Annotated in this window: 15 protein-coding genes; 4 read left to right on the plus strand and 11 right to left on the minus strand. The window is 66.6% G+C overall.

The annotated features are described in order from the left end of the window. Window positions 1-133: 133 nt before the first annotated feature. The 6 genes from acpS to rpoZ all read right to left on the minus strand — a co-directional run bounded on the left by acpS (window position 134) and on the right by rpoZ (window position 5,240). Complete coding sequence (gene acpS / locus G539_RS0103535; protein WP_029073975.1) at window positions 134-538, minus strand: holo-ACP synthase; 405 nt, start codon at window positions 536-538, stop codon at window positions 134-136. Then, on the minus strand, window positions 535-1,299 hold the full coding sequence (locus tag G539_RS0103540; protein ID WP_029073976.1) for a pyridoxine 5'-phosphate synthase: 765 nt from the start codon (window positions 1,297-1,299) through the stop codon (window positions 535-537). The genes acpS and G539_RS0103540 overlap by 4 nt, the downstream gene beginning before the upstream one ends. Before the next feature lie 16 nt (window positions 1,300-1,315). Beyond that, window positions 1,316-1,891, minus strand: coding sequence for a DUF2062 domain-containing protein (locus tag G539_RS0103545; RefSeq protein ID WP_029073977.1), 576 nt, complete (start codon window positions 1,889-1,891; stop codon window positions 1,316-1,318). A 34-nt stretch (window positions 1,892-1,925) separates the two neighbouring features. Continuing rightward, the gene (pyrE, locus tag G539_RS0103550) at window positions 1,926-2,501 is read right to left on the minus strand and encodes an orotate phosphoribosyltransferase (RefSeq protein ID WP_029073978.1); all 576 of its coding nucleotides are present in this window, start codon (window positions 2,499-2,501) and stop codon (window positions 1,926-1,928) included. A 34-nt stretch (window positions 2,502-2,535) separates the two neighbouring features. Then, window positions 2,536-4,743: a RelA/SpoT family protein gene (locus G539_RS0103555; protein WP_029073979.1), complete on the minus strand. Its 2,208-nt coding sequence runs from the start codon at window positions 4,741-4,743 to the stop codon at window positions 2,536-2,538. A gap of 122 nt (window positions 4,744-4,865) precedes the next feature. Continuing rightward, on the minus strand, window positions 4,866-5,240 hold the full coding sequence (gene rpoZ / locus G539_RS0103560; protein WP_029073980.1) for a DNA-directed RNA polymerase subunit omega: 375 nt from the start codon (window positions 5,238-5,240) through the stop codon (window positions 4,866-4,868). A gap of 269 nt (window positions 5,241-5,509) precedes the next feature. On the opposite strand from rpoZ, the gene G539_RS0103565 reads away from it, so the two are divergent. From G539_RS0103565 to G539_RS0103575, 3 genes are all read left to right on the plus strand, one after another. Next, on the plus strand, window positions 5,510-6,112 hold the full coding sequence (locus tag G539_RS0103565) for a LabA-like NYN domain-containing protein (protein WP_029073981.1): 603 nt from the start codon (window positions 5,510-5,512) through the stop codon (window positions 6,110-6,112). Window positions 6,113-6,124: 12 nt separating this feature from the next. Next, entirely contained in the window at window positions 6,125-6,775 is a 651-nt protein-coding gene (locus tag G539_RS0103570) for a uracil-DNA glycosylase (RefSeq protein ID WP_029073982.1), read from the plus strand. A gap of 476 nt (window positions 6,776-7,251) precedes the next feature. Next, entirely contained in the window at window positions 7,252-8,463 is a 1,212-nt protein-coding gene (locus tag G539_RS0103575) for a porin (RefSeq protein WP_029073983.1), read from the plus strand. A 205-nt stretch (window positions 8,464-8,668) separates the two neighbouring features. On the opposite strand, the gene smpB is transcribed toward G539_RS0103575, so the two are convergent. Next, window positions 8,669-9,145 (minus strand): SsrA-binding protein SmpB, encoded by a 477-nt coding sequence (gene smpB / locus G539_RS0103580; protein ID WP_029073984.1) that lies wholly within the window; start codon window positions 9,143-9,145, stop codon window positions 8,669-8,671. Between the two features lie 13 nt (window positions 9,146-9,158). After that, window positions 9,159-10,034 (minus strand): 4-hydroxy-tetrahydrodipicolinate synthase, encoded by an 876-nt coding sequence (dapA, locus tag G539_RS0103585; RefSeq protein WP_029073985.1) that lies wholly within the window; start codon window positions 10,032-10,034, stop codon window positions 9,159-9,161. A 303-nt stretch (window positions 10,035-10,337) separates the two neighbouring features. On the opposite strand from dapA, the gene G539_RS0103590 reads away from it, so the two are divergent. Then, a complete protein-coding gene (locus G539_RS0103590) occupies window positions 10,338-12,482 on the plus strand; it encodes a lytic transglycosylase domain-containing protein (protein ID WP_084639776.1) in 2,145 nt (714 codons plus the stop codon). Between the two features lie 110 nt (window positions 12,483-12,592). On the opposite strand, the gene G539_RS0103595 is transcribed toward G539_RS0103590, so the two are convergent. From G539_RS0103595 to G539_RS0103605, 3 genes are read right to left on the minus strand one after another with little or no spacing between them, the layout of a single operon-like run. Then, on the minus strand, window positions 12,593-13,621 hold the full coding sequence (locus G539_RS0103595; RefSeq protein ID WP_029073987.1) for an NADH-quinone oxidoreductase subunit E: 1,029 nt from the start codon (window positions 13,619-13,621) through the stop codon (window positions 12,593-12,595). After that, window positions 13,618-13,755, minus strand: coding sequence for a hypothetical protein (locus G539_RS26915; RefSeq protein ID WP_156911771.1), 138 nt, complete (start codon window positions 13,753-13,755; stop codon window positions 13,618-13,620). The genes G539_RS0103595 and G539_RS26915 overlap by 4 nt, the downstream gene beginning before the upstream one ends. 8 nt (window positions 13,756-13,763) lie before the next feature. After that, window positions 13,764-15,899 (minus strand): OmpA family protein, encoded by a 2,136-nt coding sequence (locus G539_RS0103605; protein WP_029073988.1) that lies wholly within the window; start codon window positions 15,897-15,899, stop codon window positions 13,764-13,766. Window positions 15,900-16,102: the final 203 nt, after the last annotated feature.

Genomic DNA, 16,102 nt, shown 5'->3' on the forward strand with positions numbered 1-16,102 from the left:
TTCATGGGCCCCGCCATACGGCGAAGGTTGGTTCATATCGACTCGCCGGGTCCCGCGCAACGCCGGCCGGTCTACACTGGAAACAGCCGTGACCGCCGACACAGCCAGGCGACGATGGCGGCGGAACATCCGATCAGGCCGGATCCGGCAACGCCTCGATGATCACGAAGGCCTGCGCCAGCGGATAGTCGTCTGTGATCGTCAAATGGATGGCAGCATGATGGTTCGGCGGCAGCATCTTCGCAAGCCAATCCGCCGCCCCGCCGGTCAGCGCCATGGTCGGTTTGCCGCTCGGCAGGTTGACCACGCCCATGTCCCGCCAGAACACGCCATGATTGAGGCCCGTGCCAAGCGCCTTGGCACAGGCCTCCTTGGCGGCGAAGCGCTTGGCATAGGAGGCGGCGCGCTCAGCGCGGCGGTCGGACTTCTTCTGCTCGATCTCGGTGAACACGCGCTCGGTGAAGCGGCTGCCGAAGCGCTCCAGCGTCTTCTCGACGCGGCGGATATCGATCAGGTCGCTGCCGAGGCCGAGGATCATGCCAGCGCTTCCGTCGCCGCCCGCGCCTCGTCCATCAACCGGCGCATGGTGCGGATCGATTGCTCGAGCCCGACGAAGATCGCCTCGCCGACGAGGAAATGGCCGATGTTGAGCTCGCGGATCTGCGGCAGCGCCGCGATCGGCTTCACGGTATCGAAGGTGAGGCCGTGGCCGGCATGGATCTCGAGCCCCAGGCCCGCGCCATAGCGAGCGGCATCCTCGATGCGGGCACGCTCGCGCTCGAACGCCTCCGGCCCCTCGTCGATCGCCTCGCAATAGGTGCCGGTGTGCAGCTCGACCACAGGCGCGCCGAGCGCGGCGGCCGCGTCGAGCTGGGCCCGGTCGGCGGCAATGAACAGCGAGACGCGGATGCCCGCCGCACCCAGCTCCGCCACCATCGGACGGAGGTGCTCCATCTGTCCGGCGGCGTCGAGGCCGCCCTCCGTGGTGCGCTCCTCGCGCCGCTCCGGCACGATGCAGGCCGCATGCGGCCGATGCCGGAGCGCGATCTCCACCATCTCGCGCGTCGCGGCCATCTCGAAATTGAGCGGCAGCGCGATCTCGGCGCGCAGGCGCTCGATGTCGCTGTCGATGATGTGGCGGCGATCCTCGCGCAGATGCGCCGTGATCCCGTCGGCGCCGGCGACAGCCGCGAGGTGAGCGGCGCGGACCGGATCCGGGTGGAAGCCGCCGCGCGCATTCCGCACGGTCGCGACGTGGTCGACATTGACACCGAGACGGAGTTCGTTGCGGACAATCACGACGTGATCCTTTCCCTCAATTCTGGCTGCGATCGTGCAGCGCGCCGCGGCGCGAGGCGAATCGCTGCCGCCGCGACGTCTGGAAACCCTGCGCCGCGATATAGACCAGAACATAGGAGATCGCACCCAGCAGCAGGGCGATCGGAACGGCGCCGACCAGCATTGGCTCGAGGATCGGCCAGATCTCGCGCCAGGACTCGGTCAGCAGCTTGTGCGCGAGGTGATCGAGATCGATCGGATCGGGACGTCGCCCGAACCAGCCGAGAATGAGGCTCCCGGTTTCGAACGTGCCCAGCCAGATGAACGGGAAGGTGAGCGGGTTGCCCAGAGAGGTGCCGAGCACGGCCGCCAGCACGTTGCCGCGCACGAGGAATGCGACGACGAAGCAGAGCAGGTAGTGGAAACCGAGGAACGGCGTCATCGCCAGCGCGACGCCCGCCGAGAAGCCCGCCGCGATCGAGTGCGGCGAGCCCGAAAGCCGCATCAGCCGCTTCTGGTAGTAGCGCGACGTTCGCGCCCACCCTCCCCTTGGCCAGACCAACTGGACCAGCTTCTGGTGCGGCTTCAGGGGACGGCGGCGACGAAAAAGCATGTCCGCTTGCGACGGCGCTCGGGGCGCGGTTCCCTCAGAGGCTGCGGCTGCCCGGCTTGACGGGGGGAATGGCGGCCAGCTCGGGCGGCAGCTGGTCGGCCGGATAGGCCGGCACCTTGTAGCGCGTGAGCGAGATCAGCGGAACGCCGACCTCGGCCTCGCCGTCGGAGCGGTCGATCAGGCAGGCGGCGGCCACGACATTGCCGCCGATGCCGCGGATCGCGCTGATCGTCTCGCGGATCGACAGGCCCGTGCTGACGATGTCCTCGACGACGATGATGCGGGCGTTCTGCGGCAGCTCGAAGCGGCGCAGGCGGAACTCACCCTGCTCGCGCTCGACCCACATGGCGGGAACGCCGAGATGGCGGGCCGTCTCGTAGCCGGGGATCAGGCCGCCCAGAGCCGGCGACACGATCAGGTCGAACTCGATGCCCTCGGCACGGATGCGCTCGGCGAGCGCCTTGCACAGCCGCTCGGTCCGCTCCGGATACATGAAGACGCGCGCCTTCTGCAGGAAGATCGGGCTGCGCAGGCCGGAACTCAGGATGAAATGCCCCTCGAGAAGAGCGCCGGACGCGCGGAAGACGTCGAGGATTTCGGCTTGGTTCATTCTCTGTCCTGTCCAGATCTTGCCGTCGCGGCCCTCAGGCGTTGACGCGGTTGGCGGCGCTGACGACGTGGCGTTCGCGCAGGTCGCTCAGAAGGCGGTTGAGGTGCTTCAGGTCCCAGACCTCGAGATCGATCAGCAGCTCCGAGAAATCGGGCGCGCTCTTGACGATCCGGAGATTGGAGATGTTGCCGTCATTGTCGGCGATGATCTGGGCGATCTGCGCCAAAGTGCCGGGCTCGTTGATCGCAGTCACCTCGATGCGGGCGGGGAACCGCTCGCGGTTGGCGGCGTCGATGTCCCAGCGCACGTCGAGCCAGCGATCCGGCTCGTCGTCGAATTCCTTCAGCGCCGGCGACTGGATCGGGTAGATCGTGATCCCCTCGCCCGGGGTCATGATACCGACGATGCGGTCGCCCGGCACCGCACCCGCCTCGGGCGCGAAGCGGACGGGCATGTCTCCATGCAGGCCGCGGATCGGGATCGACGGCAACTCCGCCTGCGTCTCGCCGTTCGGAACCCGGAACACCATGCCCGAGCCCTTCTTGAGCCCGAACCAGCCGGGCTCGCCGCCCGTGCCGTTGCCGCCCTTCGGCACGGCCGCGCGCTCTTCCTTGTGATCCGGGTAGACAGCCTTCAGGACATTCACCGACGGGATCTCGCCGCGTCCGACCGAGGCCAGCATGTCCTCGATGTTCTGCTGCGCCAGGCGCGGCAGCGCTGCCTTGAGGCGATCGTCCGAGAAGTCGCGACCGGCCCGCTCGAACGCGCGCTCGATGATCTTGCGGCCGAGGCCGGCATATTGCTTGCGGATCGCCGTACGGGCGGCGCGGCGGATCGAGGCGCGCGCCTTGCCGGTGATGGCGATCGATTCCCAGGCCGGCGGCGGCACCTGCGCCTTGGAGCAGATGATCTCGACCTCGTCACCATTGTGCAGCTCGGTGGTCAGCGGCATCATCCGGCCGTTGATCTTGCAGCCGACGCAGGTGTCGCCGATGTCGGTGTGCACCGCATAGGCGAAATCGATCGGCGTCGCGCCGCGCGGCAGCGCGATCAGACGGCCCTTCGGCGTGAAGCAGAACACCTGGTCGTGGAACAGCTCGAGCTTGGTATTTTCGAGGAACTCTTCCGGCGTGTCGCCCTCGGCCAGCATCTCGACCGTACGCCGCAGCCAGGTATAGGCGCGACTCTCGTCGGAGAGATTGCCGTTGCCCTTGTCCTTGTAGAGGGCGTGCGCGGCGATGCCGTATTCGGCGACGTCGTTCATCTCGCGGGTGCGGATCTGCAGCTCGACGCGCTGCCGGCCGGGGCCGACCACGGTGGTGTGGATCGAGCGGTAGTCGTTCTGCTTCGGCGTCGAGATATAGTCCTTGAAGCGGCCCGGCACGGTCGGCCAGGTCGTATGCACGATGCCGAGCGCGGCATAGCACTCGGCCGTCGAACCGACGATGACGCGGAAACCGATGATGTCGGAGAGCTGCTCGAACGAGACGGCCTTCCGCTCCATCTTGCGGAAGATCGAATAGGGCCGCTTGGTCCGGCCGAAGACCTTGGCCTGCATGCCGTGCTTTTCGAGCTTCTCGCGCAGGTCCTTCTCGATTTCCTCGATCAGAGTCTCGTTGCGGCTGCGCACTTCGGCCAGACGGTTGGTGACCGCGAGATGCGCCTCGGGATTGACGACCGCGAAGGCCAGCTCTTCGAGCTCCTCGCGCATGTCGTGCATGCCCATGCGGCCGGCCAGCGGCGCATAGATCTCCAGCGTCTCCTCGGCGATGCGGCCGCGCTTTTCCTCCGGCATGAAATGCAGCGTGCGCATGTTGTGAAGCCGGTCGGCCAGCTTCACCAAGAGCACGCGCACATCCTCGGAGATGGCGAGCAGGAGCTTGCGGAAATTCTCCGCCTGCGCGGCCTTCTTCGTCACCAGGTCGAGGCGCTTGATCTTGGTCAGACCCTCGACCAGGCGGCCGATATCCTCGCCGAACATGCCGTCGATTTCCGAACGCGTCGCGTCCGTGTCCTCGATGGTGTCATGCAGCAAAGCCACCGCGATGGTGGCGTCGTCGAGCTTCAGGTCGGTGAGGATGCCCGCGACTTCGAGCGGATGCGAGAAATACGGATCGCCGTTGGCGCGCCGCTGCGCACCATGCTTCTGCATGGCATACACATAGGCCTTGTTCAAAAGCCCCTCATCGGCCTGCGGATTGTACCGCTGGACACGCTCGAGGAGTTCGTACTGGCGCATCATGGCGCAATTTCCGAAGACACACGAATAGGCCGGGCAAGACCCGGCCAAAAGGCTATCCTTTCATATAGGATAGCGAATGTGGCCAAACGACAAGCCGCTCGGCCCTAAAGCGTCGAGACGCCTCAGAAATCGTCCTGCTTGTCCGGCGGGACCATGTTCTCGAGGCCGCGCAGCAGGTCCTCCTCGGACATGCGATCGAAGGCGACGCCGTTGTCCTCGTCGGCCGAATCGTCCGCCAGCAGCGGCAGATCCTGCTCCGGCTCGTCGACCTCGACATATTTCTGCAGCGAATGGATCAGATCCTCCTTGAGATCGTCCGGATGGACGGTCTCGTCGGCGATCTCGCGCAGGGCGACGACGGGGTTCTTGTCGTTGTCGCGATCGATCGTCAGCGGCGAACCGCTCGCGATCATGCGGGCACGGTGGCCGGCAAGGAGCACCAGCTCGAAGCGGTTCTCGACCTTGTCGACGCAATCTTCCACGGTGACGCGCGCCATGTCAGGTCTCCTGTTCGGGAAAATCCGGGGTTCAAGCGCGCATGAATAAGTGCGCGGCCGTTGAATTGCAAGAGTTTATCGGCTGCGGCCACCGTGTCGCAGCGACGCCAGCCAGCCGGATCTACCCACAAATCGGGCGCACACGCCGTTTGCCGGGATCGTCCGCACGCTATATTGATGGAGCATTGATTATTCGAGTCGGAGGAGCCCCTCGCCGGCTCCTGCAATTCATACTGCCCTATTCATAGTTCCGGTTCCTGGGTCCCGACATGTTCGATTCACGCGAGAAGATCGCCCTCTTTATCGACGGCGCCAACCTCTACGCGGCCGCCAAGGCCCTCGCCTTCGATATCGACTACAAGAAGCTTTTGGCCGAATTCCAGTCCAAGGGCTACCTGATGCGCGCGTATTATTACACGGCGCTGTCCGAGGACCAGGAATACTCGTCGATCCGACCGCTGATCGACTGGCTCGACTACAACGGCTACACGGTCGTGACCAAGCCGACGAAGGAATTCTTCGACGCCGCCGGACGCCGCAAGGTGAAGGGCAACATGGACATCGAGCTCGCCGTCCACGTCATGGAAGTGGCCGAGTATGTCGACCATGTCGTGCTGTTCTCCGGCGATGGTGACTTCCGCTCGCTGGTCGAGGCCGTGCAGCGCAAGGGCCGCAAAGTCTCCGTCGTCTCAACGCTCGCGACCCAGCCGCCGATGATCGCCGACGAGCTTCGCCGCCAGGCCGACCACTTCATCGACCTGACCAGCCTGCAGGGCCGCATCGGCCGCGACCCGTCCGAGCGCCTTCACCGCAGCGCCGAGCGCCAGCACGCGGCCACCAGCTTCGAAGACGATTTCGACGAAGAGATCTGAGACCGAGCGCCGGTGACCTTGTCCTCCTCGGATCCGGGCCGCGACTGCCCGCTCTGCCCCCGGCTCGTCGCCTTCCGCGAGGAATGGCGCGGCAAGCAGCCGGACTGGAGCAACGCGCCCGTCCCCTCCTTCGGCGCGGATGACGGTCGCCTGCTGATCGTCGGGCTCGCGCCGGGACTGCGCGGCGCCAACCGGACCGGACGCCCGTTCACCGGCGACTATGCCGGCGACCTGCTCTACCAGTCGATGATCGATTTCGGGTTCGCCCGCGGCGTGTTCGAGGCGAGGCCCGACGACAGCCTGACGCCGATCGACACGGCCGTCACCAATGCGGTGCGCTGCGTGCCGCCGGAGAACAAGCCGACCACCGACGAGATCCGGACCTGCCGCCCCTTCCTCGCCGCCACGCTCGCCGGCATGCCGCGGCTTGCCGCCGTCATCGCGCTCGGCAAGATCGCCCATGACAGCGTCATTGTCGCGCTCGGAGAAAAGATGGCGCGTCACAAATTCGGCCATGGTGCGCAGCATAAGATCGGCGCACTTACCGTCTTCGACAGCTACCACTGCTCTCGCTACAACACGAATACCGGCGTCCTGACGCCGGAAATGTTCCGCACCGTGTTCGCGAGCGTCCGCGCCCATCTCGACGCATCGTCCGGCTGAGCGACGCCCCACCAGGCGCGCCCCACACGGAACGGCGAACGCCGCGTCCGCATCCACCATATGCAGCAGAGCGCCATTCCGGCCGAGTTCCGTCGCACCACGCGCGCCTCGCCGGACCGCCGCCGGACCCGCAAACCCGCGCAAATCCAGCCACGCCGCCGCATTCGCGCCCGATCCGCGCCCCGGGGCGCACTCCAAATCGGGCGGTGCTGCAAATTAGCAACTAAAGCTTACAATCACCCATACATATCGGAAGCCAAGCTGTTTTTGAGTTACGTGAATCACCTTCCCGGCTAAGTTCACCTGACTTTCGACGAGTGATTTGGAGAAAGTCCTGTCCGGGGCCCATGGGGGGTTTCGGACAGCTCATTGGCTGGGGGACGTGTCCGAGGCCGCCGTTGCGAACCGCGCTCTTGCGCGGAAAGCGACTGGCACCGGGGCAGCTTTCTGATCCCCTGACAACCAGAGGTCAGGTTATGAACTTTAAGACTCTTCTGCTCGGCTCGGCCGCAGCAATCGTGCTCGCAGGCGGCGCCCAGGCTGCCGATCTCACGGTCGCCGAGCCGGTTGACTACGTGAAGGTCTGCGACGCCTTCGGCGCCGGATTCTTCTACTCCCCCGGCACCGACACCTGCATCAAGGTCGGCGGCTACGTCGAGTTCGGCACCTCGTTCGGCGGCGGCGACTTCGGCGGCCTGAACAGCTCGAACAACAACTGGGGCAACTTCTACACGGAAGTTTCGATCCAGCTGACGGCTTCGTCGGTCACCGAGTATGGTAACCTGACCGGCTTCATCGACATGCGCGCCAAGACCGGCAACAAGGCCGGCACCGGCAGCGATCTGGCCGACTACATCAACGAGTCGACCAACTCCGCCTACGTCGACAGCGCCTACCTCGAGCTCGGCCCGCTCAAGGCCGGTTACTTCACCTCGCTGTTCGACTTCGGCCGCGGCTATGACGACACCGGCATGTTCGGCTCGGATTCGACCACCGATCACATCCAGCTGACCTACGCCGTCAACGGCTTCGGTCTCGCCCTGTCGATCGAAGACCAGCGCGATCGCGGTTCGTTCGGCTACATCGACGACGTCCGCGGCAATGATAACGTTCCGGACATCATCGGCGCCGTCACCTACTCGTCGGGCATCTTCGCTGCGAAGGTCGCCGCCGCCTACACCAACTCGGCCGTCGACTACGACACGTACGAGGGCAAGGACGGCTGGGCCATCGGTGGCGGCCTCGAGATCGCTCTCGACAACTTCTCGGCCGGCGACCGCTTCTTCGTGTCGGCTGCCTATGGCGACAACGCCAACTCGTTCACCGGCATCTCGGGCGGCACGTCGGTCGTCGGCGCGCTCGGCATCGACGATCAGCTGTTCTCGGCTGCGTCGGGCTCGAGCTGGAGCGCGCTCGCTTCGTACAAGCACGTCTGGACCCCGCAGATCTGGTCGTCGCTCTCGGGTGGCTATGCCAGCTTCGACGGCTCGGACAGCCTGGACGGCATGAAGATCGACGCCTGGCGCGTTGGCTTCAACACCGCCTATGCTCCGGTCAACGGCCTCGAGCTCGTCGCGGACGTCTTCTACACCGACCTCGACGTCAAGGACTCCCCGTTCAATGACGTCCTGGCCACCGGTTCCAGCGACTCCTGGACCGCCAACCTCTTCCTGAAGCGCTCCTGGTAATCCAGGTCGCCTCGGCGATATCGCATCCGGTGGGTCGCTTCACCGGATGCTTGGTACAGAGCACCCCGCCGGTTTCCGGCGGGGTGTTTTGCTTTTGGGCCCCACCGCCTCAAGTCTCTCCCGTCCACCTGGCAGACACGCAAAAAAGGCCCGGATGCAGCGAGCATCCGGACCTTTCAGCTTTACATAGGTCAGCGCGGGAGCCTCAGCCCTTGTCGCGCAGCAGCCGACCCTTCTCGCGGTTCCAGTCACGCGCCTTCTCGGTCTGGCGCTTGTCATGCAACTTCTTGCCGCGCGCCAGCGCGATCTCGACCTTCGCCCGGCCGCGGTCGTTGAAGTAGATTTTCAGCGGCACGATGGTCATACCCTCGCGCTGCACCGCCTGGGACAGGCGGGCAATCTCCTTCTTGTGCAGCAGCAGCTTTCGCGGCCGGCGCGTCTCGTGGTTGAAGCGGTTCGCCTCGAGATATTCCGGGATATAGGCGTTGAACAGCCAGACCTCGCCGCCCTTCTCGGCGGCGTAGGAATCTCCGATCGTGCTGCGCCCGCCACGGAGCGACTTGATCTCCGTGCCGGTCAGCATGATGCCGGCCTCGTAGGTCTGGCCGATCTCGTAGTCAAAGCGGGCGCGACGGTTGTCGGCGGCAAGCCGATAACGCGGATCGCCGGTGCCGCTGCTCATGAGTGTATCGCCTTCAGTTGATCAGGCCGGCATGCGCGAGGGCGCCGCGGATGGCCGTCTTGGTGGTGTCGGTGATGCCGACCAGCGGCAGGCGGACGCGATCCTCCATCCGGCCGAGCAGCGACAGCGCGTACTTCACGCCCGTCGGGTTCGGCTCGATGAAGATCGCGTGATGCAGCGGCATCAGCCGATCCTGATAGGTCAGCGCGTGGGCGAAATCGCCGGCCATGCAGGCTTCCTGGAACTCGGCGCAGAGACGCGGCGCGACATTCGACGCGACCGAGATGCAGCCATGACCGCCATGCGCCATGAAGCCGAGCGCCGTGCCATCCTCGCCCGAAAGCTGCAGGAACTCCGGTCCCATGGCGTGACGCTGCAGGCTGACGCGATCGAGCTTCGCCGTCGCATCCTTGACGCCGATGATGTTGTTCAGCTCGAAGAGCCGCGCCATCGTCTCCACCGACATGTCGATGATCGAGCGCGGCGGGATGTTATAGATGATGATCGGAATGCCGATGGCGTCGTTGATCGCCTTATAGTGCTGGTAGAGCCCTTCCTGGTTGGGCTTGTTGTAGTAGGGCGTCACCACCAGAACGGCATCGGCGCCGGCCTTCTCGGCATGGCGCGCGAGATCGATCGCCTCGGCGGTGTTGTTCGAGCCGGCGCCGGCGATCACCGGCACGCGGCCGCCCGCGACCTCGATCGTGATCTCGACGACGCGCTTGTGCTCGGCATGCGACAGGGTCGGGCTCTCGCCGGTCGTGCCGACGGGGACGAGGCCGTGGGTACCCTCGGCGATCTGCCAGTCGATGAAGGAACGCAGCGCGTCTTCGTCGACCGAATCCTCTCGCATCGGGGTGACCATGGCCGTGATCGAACCCTTGAACATCGCGCGCTTCCACCTTTTGCCGTGAATTGGCCGAATTCCGCCCGGATCTTGACCGAAGGCGGATCGGTCCAACATGCTGAATTTTTGTGCCCAATCTTGGGCGGCGAACATAGTCGCTGCCCCTTGGCAGGGCAACACCTCCGCATTGGAAGACCGCCTCCGTCAAGCCTTTGTTCACCATGGCGGCTTAGGATTGGGACGACTGGTACGAGTTGATCGAGTACTGCGCCGCGCGCACCGCGCACGGAAGGTTTCCGTGTCGCCCTGCGCGACGGAGGCGGCGAGGAACGGAGAGGGGATGTCATGGTCGTGAAAGCGGATCGCAACGGGCGGCGGCGCGGGTGGATGCTGACGCAGGCGGCGGGTTGCGCGCTGATCAGCCTGGCTGTTCTTGGCGAAGCCGTCGCGTCCGACGCGCCGCGCCCCCGCGCCAATCCGAGTCGTGACTCCGGCGAGATCGTCACGTCCGGCATCACGCCCGTCGCGAAACCGGCGCGGCCCGCCCGCGCCGACGCCGCCTCGCAGGCCAACGATCTGGTCGAGCGCCTGTCACCGAGCCAGCTCGGGCTGGATGCGGCGCTGAAGCTCATCGAGAGCGGCCAGGTCGGCAAGGCCCAGGCGCTTGGCCGCATGATGCCCGACAAGACCAATCGCGACATCATCGCCTGGCTGGTCGCCCAGAGCGGCAGCCCGGACGTCAGCGTTCAGCAGATCACCCAGGTCACCCAGGAACTGCCGGACTGGCCCAACCAGGCGCTGCTGCGCCGGCGCGCCGAGCAGGCCCTGACCCGCATGAAGGCCGATCCGGCGACCGTCATCAACGCCTTTGGCGGCACGGCGCCGGGCTCCGACGAGGGCACACTGCTGCTGCTGCGCGCCTATGCCAGCGCGGGCCGGACGAAGGACGCGGCCGCGCTGCTGCGGCCGAAGTGGCGCAAGGACTCGTTCTCGCAGGCCACGGAAGCGGCGATCCTCAAGGAGTTCGGATCGCTGTTGACCACCGCCGATCACAAGGCGCGGATGGACCGGTTCTTCTACGACAATGACGCGGCCGAAGGCGTCGCCATGAGCAAGCTGCTCGGTGGCGACTATGTGCACCTGGCCGCGGCGCGCGCCGCCGTCATCCGCAAGGACAAGAATGCCGGCGCCCTGCTCAACAAGGTCCCGGCGCGACTGCGCAAGGATCCCGGCTACATCTATTCGAAAGTCCAGTTCCTGCGTCGTGGCGAGAACTATCGCGACGCCGCCGCGCTGATGCTGACGGCACCGCGCGACGGCGCCGCCCTGGTCGACCCGGACGCCTGGTGGATCGAGCGCCGCGTGCTGTCGCGCGAACTGCTCGACCTCGGCCACCCGAAGCTCGCCTACAAGCTGGTCGCCGAGCATGCGGCGGAATCGAGCTCGAACCAGGCGGACGCCGAGTTCCACGCCGGCTGGTACGCGCTTCGCTTCCTGAAAGATCCGGCGACCGCACGGCGCCATTTCCAGGCGATCCAGTCCGTCTCCAGCATGCCGCTCAGCCAGTCGCGCGCCGAGTACTGGCTCGGCCGCGCGGCCGAGGCGATGGGCGACAAGGCCGAGGCGACGGCACAGTACCGCCTGGCCGCCGCCTATCCGACGACGTTCTACGGCCAGCTCGCGGCCGGCAAGCTGGGCGTCAAGCAATTGAAGCTGTCCGCGCCGCCGGCGGCCGACAGCGCCGTGCAGAAGCGCTTCAACAGCCGCCCGATGGTTCAGGCCGCGCAGCGCTTCGCCGCCGCCGGCTACAATGATCGCTCCCGTGCGTTCTATATCCGCCTTTCGGAGACGCTGACCAACCCGGCCGAGATGGCGCTGCTCGCCCAGCTGGCGGAGAAGCGCGGCCAGCACCAGCTCGCGCTGCAGATCGGCAAGAAGGCCTATACGCGCGGCCTGCCGGTCGAGACGCTCGCCTTCCCGACGGCGGCCATCCCGCGCTCGGTCAAGACCACGGCCATCGAGAAGTCGATCGTCTACGCGATCGCGCGGCAGGAAAGCGCCTTCAATCCCGGCGCCGTCAGCCATGCCGGCGCGCGCGGCCTGTTGCAGCTGATGCCGGCGACGGCAAAGGTAGTCGCCAAGTCGGCCGGCCTGCCCTATTCGCTCGACCGGTTGACCAGCGACGCCAGCTACAACGCCACGCTCGGCGCGGCGCACCTGGCCAAGCTCGTCGACGGCTTCAACGGCTCGTACATCATGTCGTTCGCCGCCTACAACGCTGGCCGCAGCCGCGTGATGAGCTGGGTGGAGCAGTATGGCGACCCGCGGGATCCGAACGTCGACGCCATCGACTGGATCGAGCGGATCCCGTTCAGCGAGACGCGCAACTACGTGATGCGCTGCATGGAAAACCTGCAGGTCTATCGCGCGCGCCTCGGCGAGCCGGCCCTGGTCATCAACCGCGACCTCAACCGCGGCGGCCGCAGCTAGTACGCGCGTCGTTCCACAGGGCGGGGCCCCATCCCGCTCCCGCGATGCGGATCATCGCGCCGCCGCCGGCGTTGCGACCTCACGACGGCGTGCCGTCGCGATGATGCGCTTCAGTCCTCGGCAGGCGTCGTGGGCTGACCGACAGGGCCTGGCCCGGACGGCGCTCCGGCGGCGACAGACGTGTCGCTCCCTACGTCCATGCCCGACGGCTTTGCCTGCCGGGCAGTTGCCGCCCGCTTCGGAGCCGAACCTTTCGAGACGGCCGACCGCTTTCGCTTGGCCGGCTTCGCCTCCACGGAATCTGCCGAAGCGCTCCCCTCCGCCTCGACCGCGCCGCTGACCGACGCGGCCTTTGCCGGGGCTTCTTTTCCAGCCTTCCCTGCCGTCGCCACGCGCTTCGGCTTCGCCTTGGGTTTCGACTTTGGCGTCGACTTGGGCCCTGACTTGGGCCCTGGTTTGGGCTTGGGTTCCGGCTCCAGGACTGGCTCGTCGGAACTGGCGAAATGCATCGCCTGCCCGACCCAGTCCTTGTCGACAATGGCGTCTCCGGCCTTGAGATAGACCGCGACCCACGCCACCTCCTGCGGGGTCCAGGATGCGATCTGGCTGAAGTGGAAGATGCCGACCCTGGCGAGCCGGCCCGCATGCCGCTTCGTCAGACCATGGATGAGATGCAGGGGATCCGCGCTGCCGTTACGCGGTGCCGGCAACGGCAGCGGCTGGAAGCCAAGCGCGGGATCCGCGCCCCCCGCCCCATCGCTGTGTGCAGGCGGGACGCTCCCCGCTGCGGCAGGCGAAGCCTGTGCGGTTTCGGCTGAATCCGCAACGACGGTCGGCAACGCGTCCCAATGTCGTGCCGGCTCCACCGGCGGGATGACCTCCGGAATGTCCGCGACAGGCCGAAAGTCCGGCGGCGGGATGGGAACGGTCTGCGGCAGGGTCGCCGGCACCGAGCCGCGCCAGGGCATCAGAATGCGCTCGAGCGATCGTACGACGCCATCGAGGGCCTGGATGACGTTCGCTTGTGCCCGCCGAGCCCCCGTCAGGGCCACGGTCCGATGAAACAGGGACCCGACCAGGGCCCCGAAGATGAAGCAGACCGCCAGCGCAGCCCAGACTTCCGCCGCATGCCAGATCATCGGCCCGCATCCTCCCCCGCCGCATCGGCCGCAGGCAGACCGCGACGCGATCCCGTCGCCCACCATCCGACGAGGACACCCAGGCCCGCCGCGACAGCCAGGAACGGCCAGTAGTTCACGATCACATAGGCCATGCCGCCCCCTACTGCCCCACGATCCCGAACTCGATGCGCCGGTTCTGCGCCCGTCCGGCGGCCTTGGAATTCGACGCTATCGGCCGGCTGCTGCCGTAGCCCACCGGCTTGAGGCGCTCGCGACGCAAGCCATCGGCGACGAGATGATCGACGACGGCATTGGCGCGATCGACGCTGAGGGCCTGGTTCTTGCGCGTGCCGCCCTGCGAATCCGTATGGCTGCCGATTTCAACCGTCGCGATCGGGCAGCGCTGGACGATGGCGGCGACCCGATCAAGCAGGCCGAAGCTCGCCGGCAGGATGCGCGCGGTCGAGCCGTCGAACTGCACCTTCTCGCGCTCGGTCTCGTTCCGCAGGGCAAGCTGGCACTGCGGACCGGTCAGCGGATCGCCTCCGACCGCGACCATCAGGGACGCCGTCAGCTCGAAATTCTCCGGCAGATCGGCCTTCAACGCGGCCTCGATCGCCTGCCGCGCGCCCTCGGAAACCGCGACGCCGGACAGCGACAACCGCGTATCAACGAGATCAAAGCGTCCGCCATGCAGCCGGCTGACGGCCTGGAGGGCGACGTCGACGGCATCGACGAATCCATCGGGAACCCCGCCGGCGAGGAGAAGCCGCAGTTCGATGCGGTCGGAACCGAACTTCGGTCGCGCCGAGGCGACGATCTTCTGCACGACCTCGTCGGTCGGCACATAGCCGCTCAGCGTCAGCGCATCGGGACTTCTCGCCGCCGCGAAGACGAAGGGCGACACCGCGCCTGGCGACACCGCCGACCGGCGCAGCTCCATGCTGGCGGGAAGCGTCTTCTTCAACGCCTCGGTCAGGCTCGAATAGGCGGCCGAGGACGCGGCCTCGCCGACGATGTCGTATTTGCGCCCGGTGAGCGAAACCGAGCCCTTCTCCAGCAGCACCAGTTGATCGAGGGCGTATTTGAGCGCGCCGATCCAGTCCATCTTCGGATCGCCATCCGCGACGCGGACATGGTCGCTGATCGAATGCTCAGGGAACAGGCGCCGCGCCGTCGCCACGACCTCGTCATGCGCGACGATCGACGGCACATAGCCCGTGAGGACGACGGAGTCGCCGGCATGGTCGGCGCGCCAGACATAGGGATCGACGGCGGCGGGCAGCAGGTCGATGGTGCCGACGCCGACGCCGGCGACGCGCTTGCTCTTGCGCGCCTCGATCTCGGCGAGCGCCATTTCATAATCAGCAACCGTCTTCGCCTTGCCCTCGACCGAGAGCGACGCGCCATCGATGCGGATCTCGCCAGTGCTGAGGCGCGCCATCTGGTAGGCGGCGAAGACCGACGCGAAGGCGAATCCGTCCGGCACGCCGGAGGCAAGCTGGGTCGTGTCCTCCACCGGCGTGCCGGGAAGCGACGTCGCCAGCGCGTCAATGATGTCGCGGCGGACGGCGACGGACGGAACGAAGCCCGACATGCTGATGGTCTTGCCGTCATAGGCGAGACGCCAGGCGAACTGTTCGCTGCGCGGCGGCAGGACGCGCACGTTCCGCAGCTGCCCGCCCCCGGGGGGGCCCGTCGACAAGGCCTGCGCCGCCTCGGTGAAGCGCGTCTCGTCGAGCGCGGTGCCGTCGACCGAGAGCGCCGCCCCCACCAGCGACACGCTGCCCTCGGCGAGCTCCGCCAGCCGCTGCATCGCAAAATCGGTCAGCACGAGGAAGCCGATCGGCTGCCCCCGCGCCAGTTCCAGCGTCTCGGTGATCGGGGCCGTCGGCCAATTCCGCTTGGCGGAAGCCAGTATCGCGAGCCGCGCTTCGTCCGAGGGCGCATAGCCCTCGATGACGATGCCGTCGCCGTCCCGCTTGGCGGACCATCGATAGGGAGACTGGAGGGGGATCACGCCGCTGCCGTCGACGACGCGCGAAACGCCCCAGACCCGCTCGGCCGATTCGACCGCCAGCCGCTGCGCGAGAAGGGTCGGCGACGTTCCCATCACGGTCACCGAGCGGCCGCTGACATTGGCCGTAGCCCAGGGCTGACCATCGATCGCGAGTTGCGCGTCGACCCGTTCGCCGATGTCACGCCCGATCCGACCCGACGTCATGCCAAGCGCGACGACCGTCAGGAGCGTGATGACGACGAGTCCGGGGACAAGACAGCGACGCCATGCGTTCATCGCGGCACGGCTCCGGGTGGCAGGCACTCACCGGCATGACGCAGCCTCGACAACCAGCCCTGTACGGCCCGTTGAATCGAGCAGCTCTTCATATCGCCTCCCTCCCGATCTCCGGAACGGAACGGCCCAAAGGGCTCCGAGTCCGGCAGACGAGTGACAGGGGCAATCCTCGCCGAATTGGTCGAAGCGCCGCAAGCGCGCGC

The sequence above is a fragment of the Kaistia adipata DSM 17808 genome (assembly GCF_000423225.1).
In the GTDB taxonomy this organism is placed as follows: domain Bacteria; phylum Pseudomonadota; class Alphaproteobacteria; order Rhizobiales; family Kaistiaceae; genus Kaistia; species Kaistia adipata.

Coding starts and splice junctions, on each gene's coding strand:
- G539_RS0103595 (WP_029073987.1), bottom strand. CDS start 13,621: ATGATCTGGCATGCGGCGGAAGTCTGGGCTGCGCTGGCGGTCTGCTTC.
- G539_RS0103575 (WP_029073983.1), top strand. CDS start 7,252: ATGAACTTTAAGACTCTTCTGCTCGGCTCGGCCGCAGCAATCGTGCTC.
- rpoZ (WP_029073980.1), bottom strand. CDS start 5,240: ATGGCGCGCGTCACCGTGGAAGATTGCGTCGACAAGGTCGAGAACCGC.
- pyrE (WP_029073978.1), bottom strand. CDS start 2,501: ATGAACCAAGCCGAAATCCTCGACGTCTTCCGCGCGTCCGGCGCTCTT.
- acpS (WP_029073975.1), bottom strand. CDS start 538: ATGATCCTCGGCCTCGGCAGCGACCTGATCGATATCCGCCGCGTCGAG.
- smpB (WP_029073984.1), bottom strand. CDS start 9,145: ATGAGCAGCGGCACCGGCGATCCGCGTTATCGGCTTGCCGCCGACAAC.
- G539_RS0103565 (WP_029073981.1), top strand. CDS start 5,510: ATGTTCGATTCACGCGAGAAGATCGCCCTCTTTATCGACGGCGCCAAC.
- G539_RS0103555 (WP_029073979.1), bottom strand. CDS start 4,743: ATGATGCGCCAGTACGAACTCCTCGAGCGTGTCCAGCGGTACAATCCG.
- G539_RS26915 (WP_156911771.1), bottom strand. CDS start 13,755: ATGGCCTATGTGATCGTGAACTACTGGCCGTTCCTGGCTGTCGCGGCG.
- G539_RS0103545 (WP_029073977.1), bottom strand. CDS start 1,891: ATGCTTTTTCGTCGCCGCCGTCCCCTGAAGCCGCACCAGAAGCTGGTC.
- G539_RS0103605 (WP_029073988.1), bottom strand. CDS start 15,899: ATGAACGCATGGCGTCGCTGTCTTGTCCCCGGACTCGTCGTCATCACG.
- dapA (WP_029073985.1), bottom strand. CDS start 10,034: ATGTTCAAGGGTTCGATCACGGCCATGGTCACCCCGATGCGAGAGGAT.
- G539_RS0103590 (WP_084639776.1), top strand. CDS start 10,338: ATGGTCGTGAAAGCGGATCGCAACGGGCGGCGGCGCGGGTGGATGCTG.